Source organism: Paenibacillus vietnamensis (assembly GCF_020169515.1).
Lineage (GTDB): Bacteria > Bacillota > Bacilli > Paenibacillales > Paenibacillaceae > Pristimantibacillus > Pristimantibacillus vietnamensis.
On record NZ_JAHMHW010000007.1, the window covers coordinates 115,796 to 131,840 of the forward strand.

14 protein-coding genes are annotated in these 16,045 nt (G+C 39.5%); all 14 read right to left on the bottom strand.

Features of this window, described 5'->3' with window-relative positions; genetic code table 11:
- Positions 1-165 precede the first annotated feature (165 nt).
- The 14 genes from KP806_RS15765 to KP806_RS27825 all read right to left on the bottom strand — a co-directional run bounded on the left by KP806_RS15765 (position 166) and on the right by KP806_RS27825 (position 15,975).
- The gene (locus KP806_RS15765; protein ID WP_224724666.1) at positions 166-1,224 is read right to left on the bottom strand and encodes a polysaccharide pyruvyl transferase family protein; all 1,059 of its coding nucleotides are present in this window, start codon (positions 1,222-1,224) and stop codon (positions 166-168) included.
- Positions 1,225-1,228: 4 nt separating this feature from the next.
- The gene (locus KP806_RS15770; protein ID WP_224724667.1) at positions 1,229-2,254 is read right to left on the bottom strand and encodes a glycosyltransferase family 2 protein; all 1,026 of its coding nucleotides are present in this window, start codon (positions 2,252-2,254) and stop codon (positions 1,229-1,231) included.
- Positions 2,255-2,326: 72 nt separating this feature from the next.
- Positions 2,327-3,592: an O-antigen polymerase gene (locus KP806_RS15775; protein WP_224724668.1), complete on the bottom strand. Its 1,266-nt coding sequence runs from the start codon at positions 3,590-3,592 to the stop codon at positions 2,327-2,329.
- A gap of 214 nt (positions 3,593-3,806) precedes the next feature.
- Positions 3,807-4,913, bottom strand: coding sequence for a glycosyltransferase family 1 protein (locus KP806_RS15780; RefSeq protein WP_224724669.1), 1,107 nt, complete (start codon positions 4,911-4,913; stop codon positions 3,807-3,809).
- Entirely contained in the window at positions 4,910-6,103 is a 1,194-nt protein-coding gene (locus KP806_RS15785; protein WP_224724670.1) for a glycosyltransferase family 4 protein, read from the bottom strand. The genes KP806_RS15780 and KP806_RS15785 overlap by 4 nt, the downstream gene beginning before the upstream one ends.
- Positions 6,104-6,163: 60 nt before the next feature.
- Positions 6,164-7,294, bottom strand: coding sequence for a glycosyltransferase family 4 protein (locus KP806_RS15790; protein ID WP_224724671.1), 1,131 nt, complete (start codon positions 7,292-7,294; stop codon positions 6,164-6,166).
- A gap of 1 nt (position 7,295) precedes the next feature.
- A complete protein-coding gene (locus tag KP806_RS15795; RefSeq protein WP_224724672.1) occupies positions 7,296-8,138 on the bottom strand; it encodes an NAD-dependent epimerase/dehydratase family protein in 843 nt (280 codons plus the stop codon).
- A gap of 14 nt (positions 8,139-8,152) precedes the next feature.
- A complete protein-coding gene (locus tag KP806_RS15800; RefSeq protein ID WP_224724673.1) occupies positions 8,153-8,770 on the bottom strand; it encodes a sugar transferase in 618 nt (205 codons plus the stop codon).
- A 22-nt stretch (positions 8,771-8,792) separates the two neighbouring features.
- Positions 8,793-9,674 (bottom strand): UTP--glucose-1-phosphate uridylyltransferase GalU, encoded by an 882-nt coding sequence (galU, locus tag KP806_RS15805; RefSeq protein WP_224724674.1) that lies wholly within the window; start codon positions 9,672-9,674, stop codon positions 8,793-8,795.
- A gap of 45 nt (positions 9,675-9,719) precedes the next feature.
- Positions 9,720-10,310, bottom strand: a complete 591-nt coding sequence (locus KP806_RS15810; RefSeq protein WP_224724675.1) for a hypothetical protein — start codon at positions 10,308-10,310, stop codon at positions 9,720-9,722.
- A gap of 31 nt (positions 10,311-10,341) precedes the next feature.
- Positions 10,342-12,165 (bottom strand): polysaccharide biosynthesis protein, encoded by a 1,824-nt coding sequence (locus KP806_RS15815; RefSeq protein WP_224724676.1) that lies wholly within the window; start codon positions 12,163-12,165, stop codon positions 10,342-10,344.
- 69 nt (positions 12,166-12,234) lie between these two features.
- A complete protein-coding gene (locus KP806_RS15820) occupies positions 12,235-12,927 on the bottom strand; it encodes a CpsD/CapB family tyrosine-protein kinase (RefSeq protein ID WP_224724677.1) in 693 nt (230 codons plus the stop codon).
- Positions 12,908-13,675, bottom strand: coding sequence for a YveK family protein (locus KP806_RS15825; protein WP_224724678.1), 768 nt, complete (start codon positions 13,673-13,675; stop codon positions 12,908-12,910). Before KP806_RS15825 ends, KP806_RS15820 begins: the two co-directional genes overlap by 20 nt.
- A gap of 167 nt (positions 13,676-13,842) precedes the next feature.
- Entirely contained in the window at positions 13,843-15,975 is a 2,133-nt protein-coding gene (locus KP806_RS27825) for an S-layer homology domain-containing protein (protein WP_224724679.1), read from the bottom strand.
- Between the last annotated feature and the right edge of the window lie 70 nt (positions 15,976-16,045).

A 16,045-nucleotide genomic window follows, 5' to 3' on the forward strand; every position in this document is an offset into this window, starting at 1 on the left:
GCTTAACATGGAGTGGTGGACATTGAGACTAATTTTCTGTGCGTAGAAGTTCCATGTCAAGCCGAGGCATCACAGTTTTTATAATCCCTTTTATAATTTCACACGTAACCATTGAAAAACTCTTTTGTAATTAAGTGATTTTATCTTAACAATGTACTTTAAGTTCTATACATTAATTAGTGATTTAAACTTATCATTTAGGTTAACTCCAGCAATACCATTAGAGTCAATATTCCATAAATGTTCAATTTCCTTCTGTAGCTCTTCAACATTAAAATGCTCAACCATTTTAATATATTTAGATCCCTTGAGCCATGCATTATATACCCCGGATATCTTATGGTTAGAATTATCTAATGCAATACAAGGGGTTTTTGTAATAGCACAAAAGATCATCCCGTGGAGTCTGTCTGTAATCACTATTTTAGATTTCTTAAAGACAGTCCAAATCTGCTTCAACTCTAACTCTCTCTCTTGAATAGATAACTGATCTTTATTTATATGGGTATCATAATAATTTACCTTATAACTTTTTTTCAATTCAGTTTCTAATAGATTTTGTTGAGACTTATCTACCCTTTTTTCTCTATCACTACGTAAACACATCGTTATACCATCTCGTTGATATTTTGATTCCTGTTCATCTAAGGAAAGAACTATATCTGGTACAAATAATACTTTATTTGTTGTAAAAGATTCCTGATATTTTTTAAATGACTTTTCTTCTCTAGCTGTTAATACTAAGTTTTTATGTTTACTGTAAACACTAATGGCTCTTTGAAGTGCCTTTTTACCATTAGCAGTTTCAGAAAAGTCTATTGTTTGGGGGAAAGAGATAATTCTGTTCTGAGGAAATTGATTGATGATAAATTGCCGACAGTATTCAATGTCATCATACATATCTCCTGTATTACCTCCGCCAACAATTGTAATTATGTCATTTGGAGTACATATTTTTTTAAGTGCCTTCATATCTTTGAATGTTCTACTTATTGGAAAGTCTATTACTTCATATTCAGGGAAATTGTTTTTTAAAAACATTGTCTGTGCATAGGTTATTGCAACGTCACCTAAATTCCCATAGTCTGCTGCAAGTGATACAATAATTTTCTTCTTTTCCTTATCAACATTAAAAAACTTACTTCCTTTATTGCTTAAGAGATACCTTAAGTATAATTTTTTTCTAATTAAAGATTTATTTTGTGAAGCGTTAATATTAGCCAACCCCTTATTTTTGGAATAACTTATAAAATAGAAGCAATGCATAACTCTGTTTTAATCGAATCAGCTTATATATGACCTTTTCCTTTAAAGATGCAAGTTCAACATCATCTAGTTTATCTATTATTGCTGAATTATATAGGATTTTATCTAAATATTCTTTTCTATTAGTTATTGAAAGAGTACTAGCTCTACTTAAATGACTTATTGTTGTTCTTATCGATCCTAGCAACAATGAACCTATTATTTTCGAAATCACTTTAACGTCTTGATTCCAAGCTAATAATAGACTTTCAACTGCCACTATACCCTTCTGTTTAATTTCAAAATAATCTTCATAAAATTTATTACCTAATGTCATTCTGGGACGCTGAACATAATGAATTAGTGGTTCATCCAAAAACGCAATTTTTTCACTCCGAGAAAGGACAAGAGAATTAAAAACAATATCTTCAACAAGAGAGAGACCTTTAGTAAATTTGAAACCATTTCCTTTTAAATAAACCATAGAATACATTTTGTTCCAGGCGTAACCTAGATTCCCAATTAGGTCCTTTCCAAATACTATATTATTATATTCATATTTATCAAAAACACCTGATTCATGTTTATGAATAATTGACTTTATTAAGGTATCATTTTCATCAACATAATCTGCACTAAATCCCCATATCACAACATTGCTTTTGGTCGAATGTGCAATTCCTATAGCTTTTTCGACCATATTCAATTTCACATAATCATCACCATCTACAAATATAATAAATTCCCCAGTCGCATCATCCATTCCAGAATTTCTGGCATCTGATAATCCACCATTATCTTTATGTATTACCCTTACTCTATAATCCTTTTTCGCATACTCATCACATATACTAGGACAATTATCCGGCGATCCATCATCCACTAATATAATTTCAATATTTTTATAAGTTTGATTCATTAGTGATTCCACACACTTATGAATATACTTTTCAACATTATAAATCGGCACAACAATAGAAACCTTTGCAAAAATAAGAAAGCACCCCATTTACATTAAAAGAATATAACTTGATGTATTAACTTATCTCGCCAATTCAAAACTACTATTAATTTCAAAAACCTATCCAACTAATTTGGATTTTCTTTTTCTTAATGTTAGTATTAAAATAACCCATAAAAAAAACATATTTGCAAAGGCTGCTAATTGTAAAACTAGAAATAATGAGGCGACCAATACGGTCATAAGGTAGATTAATTCATGATTACAGCGCTCTCCCCAGCGACATATTAAAGATACCATTAAAGGGCCAATTAACATTCCAAACCATCCAAAGTTGGAAATTGCCTCCTCGAGAATACTAGTCGTCACTCCCCAACCTATATAGTCTGGAGGTAATCCAAATATAGCAGCAGTCATATAAACCGCATAAGGCCAAGGTTTATTAGCCCAAAACTCTCTTGGTACATACATAGTTAAATCGAATAGGAAACTTTGTCCAGCAAATTCTACGATCTCGCCTTTTTCAGGATATAGGGTTCTATTAATTGAAAACTTTGTTACAGCATCTCTACCGAAATCAACTCTGATATTTTCATAAATATCGGAGAAATTATTAATACCTAGACTTTCATATCTGAGATTAAATTGATAAATACTAGTGAATAATGCAAAAATAATAGCTGCTAGAACTATTGAAATATAAAACTTCACACCTCTAAGGTATCCCTTGTTCCATAAAATGTACCCGATTGCTACTGCAAGTACAGCCACAATTGCTCTCTTCCCATTAATCCAAATACATATGAACATTATTGGGCTTAGTAATATTATATACTTTGGAATTTTATTATCTCTAAATATAAGTAAACAAATAATAGAAATGACACTAAGGTTAACTGATAAGTTAACTACAAAATGATAACTTTCGCTTTCATTTATAAACAATCCGTTAGCTGCTGCTCCATATTCAAGATATAGCATAGGATTTGGTGAAAAAAGAACAGCTATTATTGGAATAAACAATAGAAAATAAAATATGGGATAAGTTCTTTTAATGAAACGATTGTTCACATCAAATGAATCTAATTTTCTTTGTTTTTTATTTAGTTTAGTAGTCAATAACCAAATTACCGGAACAACGCTTATATAAATTGAATATATATAGGCAGTTAAAAAATCGCCGCTTGAATCCCTAAATCCTGGATAAATGTAATAATTAGGAATTCCGAAAACTAAATCCAACAATAGAGGTGTAGCAAAAAAAATGTAATATACCATATATACAAACAAAATAACATCATTGTATCCTTTAGATAATCTACTTATAACAAATAACAAACACAAGCTCAGCCATACAAACGTTAGAAAATCAATAATTTGAAGCATTATATCCCACCTGTTCCACCCAGATCCTGTATAAAAACTTAGTTATTCTTACATGTTTGAATAATACAAATACTTAAGTTTTCTTTCTTTCAGTACTACATACATAGGTAGAATATTATTACCACTATTTCGAATTCACACTATCAGTTATACAATGAAATAACTTCGCGCTACGTTTATAAAATACATTAACTCTTTAATTAAACTTAAAAAACTAATTACACTTTAAATAAATTTTCTGCATTTCATTTGTAACTGCATCTATATCAAATCCTGCGTTAACGATATTTTCTCTTTCGTTCTTTCGTAAATAATTTTTCTTTATATCTAAAATCCTCTCAACCCAAACAGAAATCGAGGATTCTAATTTTTCATATACTATATTATCTGTAATTTTAACTTGTTTTGTAATGTTGTCTGACACTATGCAGGGCAAACCAGCCGTTTGCGCTTCTACTAAAGTAACTGGTAATCCCTCAAAGTGGGATGGAAATATAAAAATATCCATACCTTGAAGTAAATCTGCTATGTCATCACGTTTACCAGTTAATATTACGCTATTTTCTAAATTTAATTTCTTTATCTTTTGCTCAATTTGACTTCTTAATTCCCCCTCCCCAACCAATAATAACAATGAATTGGAATCCATTTTATGAAAAATATTGAAAATTTCAATAAGAAATTCATGATTTTTGGGGTAAGTAAGTCGACCGATATGCCCTATTACAAACTTGCCACTAACCCCTAATTTTTCTCTAACCTTTTGTCTTTTCTCCCTACTAAATAAAAATTGATTTGTTTTAATGCCATTATTAATTATCTTATAGGAATTACTATTCCGAATTTTTTTTCCATACATCCATTCCCCAGCAAGATCAGAACAGGCAATGTGATGAGTAGCGTCCAGCTTAATAAATAGCTGGTTCCATTTGTGTATATACTTATGAATAAAACTGCCACCTTCTTGGGTACTATGGCTATGAATGATGCGTATAGGTACATTATATTTTTTAGCAGCTCTTAATGGTTCAACATAACTAAGTGAACTTGAATGCATGTGTACAATTTTATACTCTTTATGTCTTCTAAAAAATTCATCTAAGGCTTTGCGGTTTTTAATAAGACCACTATGACGAGAAGGTATGCTAAAAATATTGCCACCAAGAGCAACAATTTCATCATCAAAATCACATTTATCATCTGTATGTACCAGAAAGTCAAACTGAATTCTTGCTCTATCAATATTACGATAAACATTCATTATGAATGTTTCTAAACCACCACGATTCATTCCATGTACACACTGCAAAACTCTAATCATTTATTTTCCCCGCAATTCCGTAACTCTTTATAAAAGGTTATTCTTTTATTGTTTAAAAGTTCTTTATCAAACTCTTTTGCTTTTTCAAAGCTGCGTTTCGCTTCATTTAATAATGTTGCCTTAACACTTATCTTTTTGAGCAAATTAAAAATGTCCTCTGTAGAACCTCTACGAAAAATAAATGTCTCATTTAATAATTCTGGTATTCCACCGGCATCCGACCCTATGCTTGGACACCCCCTACTCATTGCCTCTATTAATGCACGAGGTAATCCTTCTGTCATGCTTGGTTGCACATAAATGTCAATCATATCTAGATACTCAAATACTTTTTCGTGGGGTAAGGATCCTAAAAATATCACTTTATCTGAAACACCATATTTCTCAGCTATAGCTTTAAGGAACGAATAATCTCCTGCTCCAACTAAGTGATATTCAAAATTGTATCCATTATTATTTAGTTGAGAGATTGCTTTAATAACAAATTCATGACCTTTATACCGCATATTAACAACTGCTGTTGTACCAAGTATTATTGGTTTCTCGTTACGCATATCCTGAATTTTTTTAAATCGCTTTTCCAGTATTCCGTTATTGATGTTCGGTAAAGCAACATCCGAACAGCCTATTGCTTTCCCTTTAGAAGGGTACCTTCGTTGTAAGAATTCATTCGTAACGTAGTAAACAAATGGTGCACTTTTAACAGCATTTTTTGTTTTAAGCCACATAAATGAAGCAACTACTTTACCTTTCATACTATGATGCCAATAAGCATCCCAAGGACACCCCACAACTTCAACGAGGTATGGTTTGTTATGTTTCTTAGCGTATTTTATTGCAATGTTCCCTGCATTACTTGGTAATCTTGCAATTAAAAAGTCATGTTCTAATACAGCTTTTTCAATAATGTGATGAGAATCCATTAACTTTTTCACACTAAAATTTTTATAAGAAGTACTTAGATCGGGGACTTCTATAAAGTTCAATTGACTTTTATTAAATATGTGGAATTTTTTTTTAGCGAAATCTTGTTTATAAACAATAAACTCTCTTCTAAACATTACTGTTATATTAACAAAAATGGATAGATACCTATCCCAAACTTCTTGGTTATAGCTACTTCCAGTATACAAATTTCCATTTGTATCTTCTTTTAACTTTTCTCCTCCATGCACAAATAATAATTTCATATATTCCTCCAACAAATAAAAATAAACAAAATAGATCAATTGATTTTTCATTATTGAGTATTACTCAGGAAGTGACTTTAGGTAAATTTCCTGCATTTTTGTTTTAGAAATTCTAAAATCAAAAGAATTTACAAACTCAACATTATTTTTTCCAATTGTACTCCTTAAATCATCGTTATCTTTTAATTTTGCAATCGCGTTTACAAATCCAGTTACATCTGTAGGCTTAAAATTGTATCCAGTCTTACCATCAACTGAATAATCAACGATGCCATGGACGTTAGAAGTGACCAATGGAAGACCAGTTGCCATTGCTTCTAATGCAGCTAGACCTAATCCTTCTCTAAATGATGGGAAGCAAAAAACATCCGACATCTTACAAATTTCCCCTATATCCCCTCTGAAGCCCAACAAGTGAAGTCTATCCATTAATCCCACTGAACTAGCCAATTGCTTTAAACTATTCTCTAAATGACCCTTTCCACAAATAACATAGTGAACATCTGGATCATCTAGCTTTGCTAATGCTCTAATTATTGTTTCATGGTTTTTATTCTTATTAATTTCTCCTACAGAGAGTACTACAAAAGCATCTTCTGGTATTCCTAATTCTCTTCGTTTTGCTAATTTGTCTACAGTAATTTTTCTGAAATTTTCAGTATTAATACCAACCCCTGGGATGTACTCGACTCTCCCTGCCTTTAAATATTTTTTTGCTCTTGCATAGTCTTCTTTATTAATGGTGATAAGCACATCGGTGTATCTCGCTAAAAAAAACTCTACCGGATAGTAGAATAACCAATTCTTAACTGGTGCCCCTTTAAAAAAGTGGAACCCATGGGCAGTATAGAATATTTTTGTTTCCTTTTTTCGGGCCTTTTGAGCTGATAATCTCGTTAACACCCCCCCCATCGGGGTATGACAATGAATTATTTCAAATTCATTAAACTCAATAATATTTTTTAATTCTTTATATGCTTTAATATTATTAAATTTAAAAGGAGATCGCTCAAACGGAAGATCATAATAGTGGTCACAATAAGGAATGACACAATCCTCTTTGTTTCCAAAATCGTTTCTTGCACAAACATAAGTCTCATATCCGTTCTCTTTAAACCACTTTAAGTATGGTATATGAAACACCATAATGTGTGCTTTTACTACTGTGGCTACAAACAAAACTTTTTTCATTTCATTTCTCCGTTAATTTTATAGATGTCTCAAAATCATAAATTGTATATCTTTTTTTGTATCCATCTATTTGTTTTTCATAAACCAAGTCACCAAATACCTTCTTTACTGTACTAATTGAAATCAATCTCAAGAATGAATTAAAGAGTTTGGTCATTCTTATGTTAGTTCCATGCAATTCGGCAATCGTCTTTACCATTTCCGACGTACACACATAATCTTGATTTTGGGGGAAAAATAACCCAGTACTAAAATCGTCAATTATTAACCTAAGAAACTCGCATAAATTACCAATATAGATCATGCTACGCTTATTCTCTACTCCTGGAAATATAGGAGCTTTAAGTGCAAGATTGGCTAATCTCACATAATTCCCTTTACATCCTTTTCCATAAACCATTGGAGGGCGAATAATTGCTACATTAAACTCAGTATTTTCTAAGGATCTTATTAATTCTTCTGCTTGGAGTTTAGACTTCCCATAATTACTTTTTGGTTTTAGGGGAGAGTTCTTGCCAATCAAACCATTCTCAATTCCATAAACACTCATAGAACTTAAAAATATGAATTGCTTAATTCCCTCAACTTTCGCCTTTTGAGCCACTTCATATGCTAAATCACGATTTACTTTATAATATAGGTGAGCATTCTCTCTTTTTTCCTTTATGTGTGCTATTCCAGCAACATGTACGACAACATCATATACAGAGAAGTCTTTTTCTCTCCAAGCGCCGTTTCTTAAACTAATTGTTTCTATAGAATATTTTTCTGGAGAATTCCCTAACCACTTCTCTAAATTTTGACCTATATAGCTTTTAGTGCCGGTTATTAGGATTTTTCTCATAATAGTAATTCTCCTTAACTAGTAACAACTTTCTTTTTTTCTTTTGCTCCCGTCCCACCCTCAATAACTCCCTCACTTTTAATAACACTTGCTATTGTTCTTACGAAGCACTTCGCGTCCATCCATATTCCAATTTTTCGAACATACTCACCGTCCAGCTTAGCTTTTAATTCAATAGGAAGCTCATCACGGCCATTGATTTGAGCCCAACCTGTTAGGCCAGGAAGAACGTTATTTGCGCCATATTTATCTCTTTCAGTAATTAAATCATATTGATTCCACAATGCAGGCCTTGGCCCAATAATGCTCATCTCACCGACAAAGATATTCCATATTTGAGGCAGTTCATCTAAAGATGTTTTCCTCAAGAATTTCCCCACACTTGTAATATATTGCTCTGGATTTTCCAATAAATGAGTCGGAGTATCCTTCGGTGTATCAATTTTCATTGTTCTGAATTTTAATATGTAGAAGTGATTCTTATTTAGACTAACTCTCTTTTGCTTAAAAAGGATTGGACCCCTTGAATCAAATTTTATTGCAACACAAAGGATAATAAAAACTGGTGACAATACTACTAATCCTGCTATGGCGAGTAACATATCTGCGAATCGTTTAATTTTAATATACATATGCCATTAGACTCCTTTCGCTCTATTTTTTAACCGATTCTAGTTCTACTATAGTAGATAAATACTGAAGCAAATCTTCCCTTAATTCCTCACGCTGCAAAGCAAACTCTAGCTGTGTCTTGATAAAACCCAGCTTTTCACCCACGTCATAACGGATACCTTCAAAGTCGTAGGCGTACACAGTTTCCATGCGGTTGAGTTGAGCGATAGCATCAGTAAGTTGGATCTCCCCGCCTGCTCCAGGCTGCTGGTTTTCCAAAATTTTAAATATACTTGGGCTGAGGATATAACGTCCCATAATCGCAATCGTGGATGGTGCATCCTCCTTCTTTGGCTTTTCCACAAGTCCACTTACACTAAATAGACGGTTATTTATTTCTTTCCCATCTACTACACCGTATCGTGAGACTTCATTCTCCGGTACACATTGAACGCCAATTACGGAGGAGGTGTAGCGGTCGTATTGTTCTATGAGCTGCTTCAGGCAAGGCTTCTTTGCCTGCACAATATCATCACCGAGTAATACCGCAAACGGCTCGTTGCCAATGAATTTCCTGGCGCACCAGATGGCATGGCCAAGGCCGCGTGCTTCCTTTTGACGGATATAGTGGATATCTACCATTTTGGATGACTTCTGAACTTCATTAAGCAACTCGATCTTGCCTTTCTCAAGCAAGTTTTGTTCGAGTTCGAAGGAGTTGTCGAAATGATCTTCGATGGCCCTTTTGCCTTTTCCAGTCACGATAATAATATCTTCGATACCCGATTCGACTGCCTCTTCCACGATATATTGAATCGTTGGTTTGTCTACAATCGGCAGCATTTCTTTTGGCATTGCTTTAGTTGCCGGTAGAAACCGCGTACCAAGTCCTGCTGCTGGGATAATTGCTTTTCGAACCTTCATTTAATATCCTCCATCAGGCTAAATGCGTAACAACTTGGCTTGGAGTCAGTACTCCTTAGAAGCTTGCTCGTATGACTTTCCTTGGCTCATACCGTACTTCTTAGCTATGATAATTAATTCATCATATTGCTCGGGAGTCAGCTTTTCTAGAATAAGAGCCCGTGCTTCATTCTTCTCTTCAATACTTAACCCGCCGCTCGCAAGTGCCTGAAGCGCTTTAATATCCTCCACGCTAAGCTGCTTCAAAAACACGGAAGTCAGCTGAGCTTTTTCCGATACAGTGATCTTTTCTTGAACGTTCTTTGCTTTATCTACAGAAACCTCAGCTTTATACACATCACTTGATTCTTGATTTGTTGAAGAATTTGTCGATCCGCTCGATGAGGAGCCATTGTCCGGAACTGCTGTTTCTGTACCAGAATGTTCCGTATCCTGTGCATCCCCGGCAGTTCCTGCATCAGGAGCATCCGTTGCTTCAGCAACGGTTTCCTCCACAATCTCACTCTCCAAGCTATCTGCCAAAGAAGAAATCATTTTATCAACCATATAGTTGGCAACAAACAAGCCCCCTACTCCAAGTACAACGATGACGGATGCGGTCCAAATCAGGACCTTTTTCCACTTTTTCTTACGCATAACCTATGTACCTCCACTCTAATGTTCTGTTCTAGGATACGTGCGAATAAAACGGAACCAGCTGCTCGATGACGGCTTTGACTGACTTTTGGTCCTCGCCGAGGACCTTCTCGAATCTTCTGAATTGGAGGTCGAGCTCAGCGCGGTTAATATGTAAGGGTTGACCCACGAAGATGCGCTCATGCTGGGTAGCGGTTGTGGCCTCGGCTTCGAGGAGGAGCTCTTCGAACAGTTTCTCACCTTCGCGCATACCGCTAAAGTTAATATGTATGTCTACATCCGGTTCAAAGCCGGATAACCGGATTAAGTCTTTGGCCAAATCCAGAATACGGACCGGTTTGCCCATGTCCAGGATGAAGATTTCGCCGCCTTTGGCGAATGCACCGGCTTGGATAACGAGCTGAACGGCTTCCGGGATTGTCATAAAGTATCTCACCATGTCCGGGTGGGTGACGGTTACGGGACCGCCTGCGGCAATTTGTTCCTTGAACCTCGGGATGACGCTGCCCCGGCTGCCGAGGACGTTGCCGAACCGGACGGCTACAAACTGTGTTTTGCTAGTTGCGTTAATGCTTTGTATGTACATTTCTGCGATGCGTTTGGTCGCGCCCATGACGCTGGAGGGGTTGACGGCCTTGTCCGACGAGATCATAACGAACCGTTCGGCATTGTATTTGTCGGCGCAGTCGGCTACGTTTCGGGTGCCGAAAACGTTATTTTTTACAGCTTCCGACGGATTGCGCTCCATGAGCGGAACGTGCTTATGTGCGGCTGCGTGGAACACGACTTGCGGCTTGAAGCGGCTGAACACGTCGTCGATCCGGCTGCGATCCTGGATATCTGCGATGACGGTCTCGAGCTTCACGTCCGGAAATTTGGAACGAAGCTCCATCTCGATCGTGTAAATGCTGTTCTCGCCATGTCCGAGCAGCAGCAGCTTGGAAGGCCGGAACGATGAAATTTGCCTGCATAGCTCGGAGCCGATGGAGCCGCCTGCGCCGGTGACGAGCACGACCTTGGCGGTCACATAACCCATGACGCCTTGCATATCGATTTTGACAGGTTCACGGCCGAGCAAGTCTTCCACTTCCACGTTTCGAAGCGTTTGTACGGCGAGCTTGCCGGCTATAAAATCGTTAATGGCTGGAATGATTTTGACCGTGGCGCCGGTCAGCTTGCAAATGTTGATAATATCTGAAATGTCCGTCCTTTTGGAGGAGGGCATAGCAATGACGATGTCATGAATGTGATGTTGGCGAACGAGATCCGCGATGCTATCACGATTTCCGAGTACGGGAAGCCCGACGACCTGCATATTCCGTTTGTCAGGATTGTCGTCGACAAAGCCGATTAGCCGGCTGCCTTTGAAGCTGATGCTGGTCATGATTTCTTTTGCGATTAAAGCCCCGCAATCTCCTGCCCCTACGACAAGGATGTTGTTCGTTAAATCGGCTTTTTTTGTTCTGTTTACTCGGATTAATCGCCATAGGAATCGGGATCCGCCCATAAAGAGGAGCATGAGTTCTAAGGTGCGGGTTGCTATCGAGAACGGTATTCGTACTCCATTGAGGATTGAAGTGATGATGTAAGAAACGGCAAGTCCAATGACAATAGCTTTGCACAATTCGATAATTTCGCCGATGCTGGCATACTGCCACATCCGCTTGTACATCCGGAAGAACGCCAGGCTCGCTCCGCATATGAGAGTCGTTACAATGGCAAACTCGAGCATTTGAATCTCGTAGGAGGGAGGGATGATTCCATTGAAGCGAAACAGGTACGAGATCCCGACCGAAACCCAAATAATTATGATATCTACGACTAAAATGATCAGCATTCTATTTCTATAGCTCATCCAACATGTCCCTCCAACGTGACTACGATGTATCTTTGTATTCTCTCTTGTATCGTGTTTTGTTTCTCTCTATTTCTCTTGCGCGCCGTAATAATAATAGTAGGCTTCTTCATTCGCTTTACGCTTCACGTTGTTCAGGACTACGCCAAGGATGCGGGCGTTTACGTTCTCCAGGCTTTGAACGGCCTTCTTCGCAATATCCCGTTTCACTTTCCCCTGATCGACGACAAGAATGACACCGTCGCTCTTCGTGGAGACGATCTGTGCATCGGTTACCGCGAGCAGCGGTGGCGTATCGATCAAGATGATATCGTACATGCCTCTAAGCTGTTCGATCAGCGCCGTCATTCGTTTGGAACCCATCATCTCAGCCGGGTTTGGCGGAATGGCACCCGAAGTGATCACTTCCAGGTTTGGAATGTCCGTGATTTGAATGACTTCCTCCAGCGAGCTTTGCTGCGATAAGACGGAAGATAAGCCGAGCCGGTTCGATAACGTGAAGGTATGGTGAGCGGTCGGCTTCCGTAAATCCGCGTCGATGAGAATGACCTTCCGTTCGGACTGCGCAAAAGTGATGGCCAGATTCGTAATTGTCGTCGATTTGCCTTCGCCGGGACCGGCCGAGGAAACCATCAACACCTGCAGCTTCTCGTCGATCGACGAAAATTCGATATTCGTGCGCAAGGCGCGGTACGACTCGGAAATCGGGGAACGCGGATTCGTCAGCGTTATGAGCTGGCGTTTATTTTTCGATTGAGACACGCTCTAATTCACCTGCCTTGTAGGTTTGAGTAGCTTTTCTTGGTTGGCTTGAATTGGCATCCTCCGGATTCATTCTTGAGATCATGGCAAGCGTCGGCTGTCCCAAATATTCGAGGACATCCGCTTCGGTCTTGATCGTATCGTCCAAATATTCGAGCAGGAACACGATACCCACCGAAAGCATAAGCGATACTACGAATGCTATAGATATATTGAGCGGTACGTTAGGCGAGACAGGACCCGGCTCGGCATCTACAACGGCTTCGTTGAGGATCGAGACATTTTCCACTTTGAAAATATGCTGAATTTCCTCCTGGAACACGTTCGAGACGGCGTTCACCGTTTCGGCCGCTTTGCGGTACTCGACGTCCTGCACGACGAGGGTCATTACCTGCGTGTTGTTGACGGAGCTGACCTGAATTTTGCGCGCCAGTTCACTGGCAGTAAATCCAAGCTCCGGATATTTGGCTGCAACTTTATCCAAGATAGCCGGCGTTTTGATAATCTCTTTGTATGTATCAATCATCTTAATATTCGAGTTGATTTGGTTGATATCGAGCTGTCCGGTTGCCAGCTGGGAAGCCGTTTGGTTGACGATGATTTTTGTAGAGGCTTCATAGATTGGAGCTTTGAAAAAGATGCTGAACACGGCCGCAGCCGCTGTACATAAGATGACGAAGATGACGATGAGCGCAAGCCGCTTGCGGATAATCATCATGTACTGCCGTAAATCTAGTTCGTTAGACACTGATTACTCCTCCATTAGATATAGTTTGTCAGGCGATTTGTGTATCCGGGAAACTATATCCTAGTGCATAATAACCCAAAATCTCACAACAGACGACAGTGATCGCGCGAAAAAATCCTCCTCCCATCTGCATGAGAGGAAGATTTTTGTAACTAATATAATTTACATTATTTTTCGAAATTAATCGCGCGGTAAATAATGACAGCCGCTTCGGCGCGGGTAGCGCTGTTGTTCGGAGCAAATTTGCCGTTGCTGCCGATTACGATTTCGTTGCTCGCTGCGAAGGCAACGCCTTCCTTAAGCGAAGCGCTGATCTTGCCGGCGTCGGAGAAGACTTTCAGTGCCGCTTCTACATCTGCTGCGCCTTCTGCGCCTTTTGTTGTTTTCAATGCGCGTGCGATCATCGTAGCCATCTCGGCACGGGTGATCGTTGCTTTCGGATCGAACTTGGTTGCGGAACGTCCGTTGATGATTTTCAGCTCAGCCGCAGCTGCAACGTAAGGAGCGAACCAGTCGGTTGCATTCACGTCGGTGAAGCTTTCTTTTGCACCGTTCTTGTCCAGATCAAGAGCAAGAATGAGCATTTTCGCGAACTCGGCGCGGGTTACTTTGTCGTCCGGAGCAAATTTGCCTTCAGCTTTGCCGATGATGGCGCCTTTAGCTGCGACAACTTCGATTGCGCGTCCGGCCCATTTTTGAACACGGGCAAGGTCGCCGAAGGATACTTTGTTCTCTACAACGACATAGGACGAGAACGTGCTGCGCGATTCAACGATTGTGCCGTTTTCTACGCGTCCGCCGTGGAATTCAAGCTTGCCGTCTACGATCTTCGCAACGGAAAGAAGCTCTGTGTCCATGCCGGAAGTATCGCCAAGCGGAATGCTAATGACGATCGGCTGGCTGAAGGTAGTCGTATGCACGCCGCCGATGGACAGGTTGAAGTCGTATACTTTGGAAGCCGCTTGACGGCCGCCGGTTACTTCTTCGCTTGCGTCGGATTTGTTGATCGTAAAGTCGACTGCCTTGGAGAACGTTCCGCCCACCGGAAGGTCTACCGTCAAGCCGCCGATTTTCATAGAAACAGCCGACAGACCGGATTTCACAGCTTGCGCCATGATCGCATCGGAAAGGCCGATTTCCACGTTGTCTTCCGCTACGTCGCCAAGATCGATCGTCACTTTCAGAGCGCCAAGGCCTGCGCTGCCTGTTGCTGCTTTCAGACCTTCAGCTGCAGCTGCGATGCCTGCAAGTGCGGACAGTGTTTTGCTCTCGTCAAGCTTGAGAGTCGCTTTGCCATTTACGACGGTTACGGTATTTTCGATTTTCGCAAGCTTATCTACTACGCTTTGTGCTTCTTTAACTGCTTCAGCGATGAGGGCTGCTTTTTCTTCAGCAGTTGCGTTTGCGATTTTGTCTTTGAGTTCGTCAAGCTTTTTGGTAAGGTCTTCAACCCCTGCTGGCAGCGGGATCTCAGGCGTTGGGTTTGGGTTTGGGTTTGGATTTGGATTAGGGTTCGGGCTTGGCGTTTTTGTGATTTCCACATAAGCCGCATACAGAGCAAGGGCTGCATCCTGGAATTTGGCATTGTTGTTAACTGCCGCTTTCAAAGCAGAGATCGTATCTCTTACATCCTCGGTAGTTGCGCCATAGTGCAAGAAGATTTGTTCAAGCTCGTATGTACCCGATAGCTCTGCAAGAGCTTCCTCAAGCAGATCGTTAAAGCCTTCCGCATCCGTCAGGAGTGGAATCAGCTCGCTCAAGGTTTTCGACTTCAAAATATCCATAGCTTTTTCTTGTACAGCCAGGAAATATGTCAAAATGTCATCCACCGTCAAATCGGTAACACCGGCTGCTGTCGCGTATTCTTGAAGTTCATCGTTGTATTCCAAACGAAGCTCTTCCAGTTTCGTCAAATCCGGATCGTACGTCAGTGCCAAAGCATCCACGAACAGACTTTTCAATACATCTTCTTTTTCAAGCTTTTTTGCATCAGGTGTGAATTGAAGCAGTTTTTCTACGATTGGTTCTGCAATGTTACCTTTTACACTATCGGACAGACCGCTGATCGCCGTGCGAAGAGCACGAACCTCGTCAATACCGCCAGTCGAGATAAGCGCATCACGAAGTTGTTTTACTTCAGATGTTACATCAGAACTTGGGAAAGCAGCCGATGCATATGCTACCCCGTCTACGCCCAGCTTGTCAGCCAAGCCTTTGCTGCTGAGCGGAATGCCGGCTAGTGCCGTCATGGCTACGCTTGCAGCAATTGTGGATACTGCCAGTTTCTTTCTAATTGTCACTCTCTCTCACCTCTATAATAGAAATAGTTGCATTCACCCTGGGATGAATGACTAGTACTACCAAATTCTC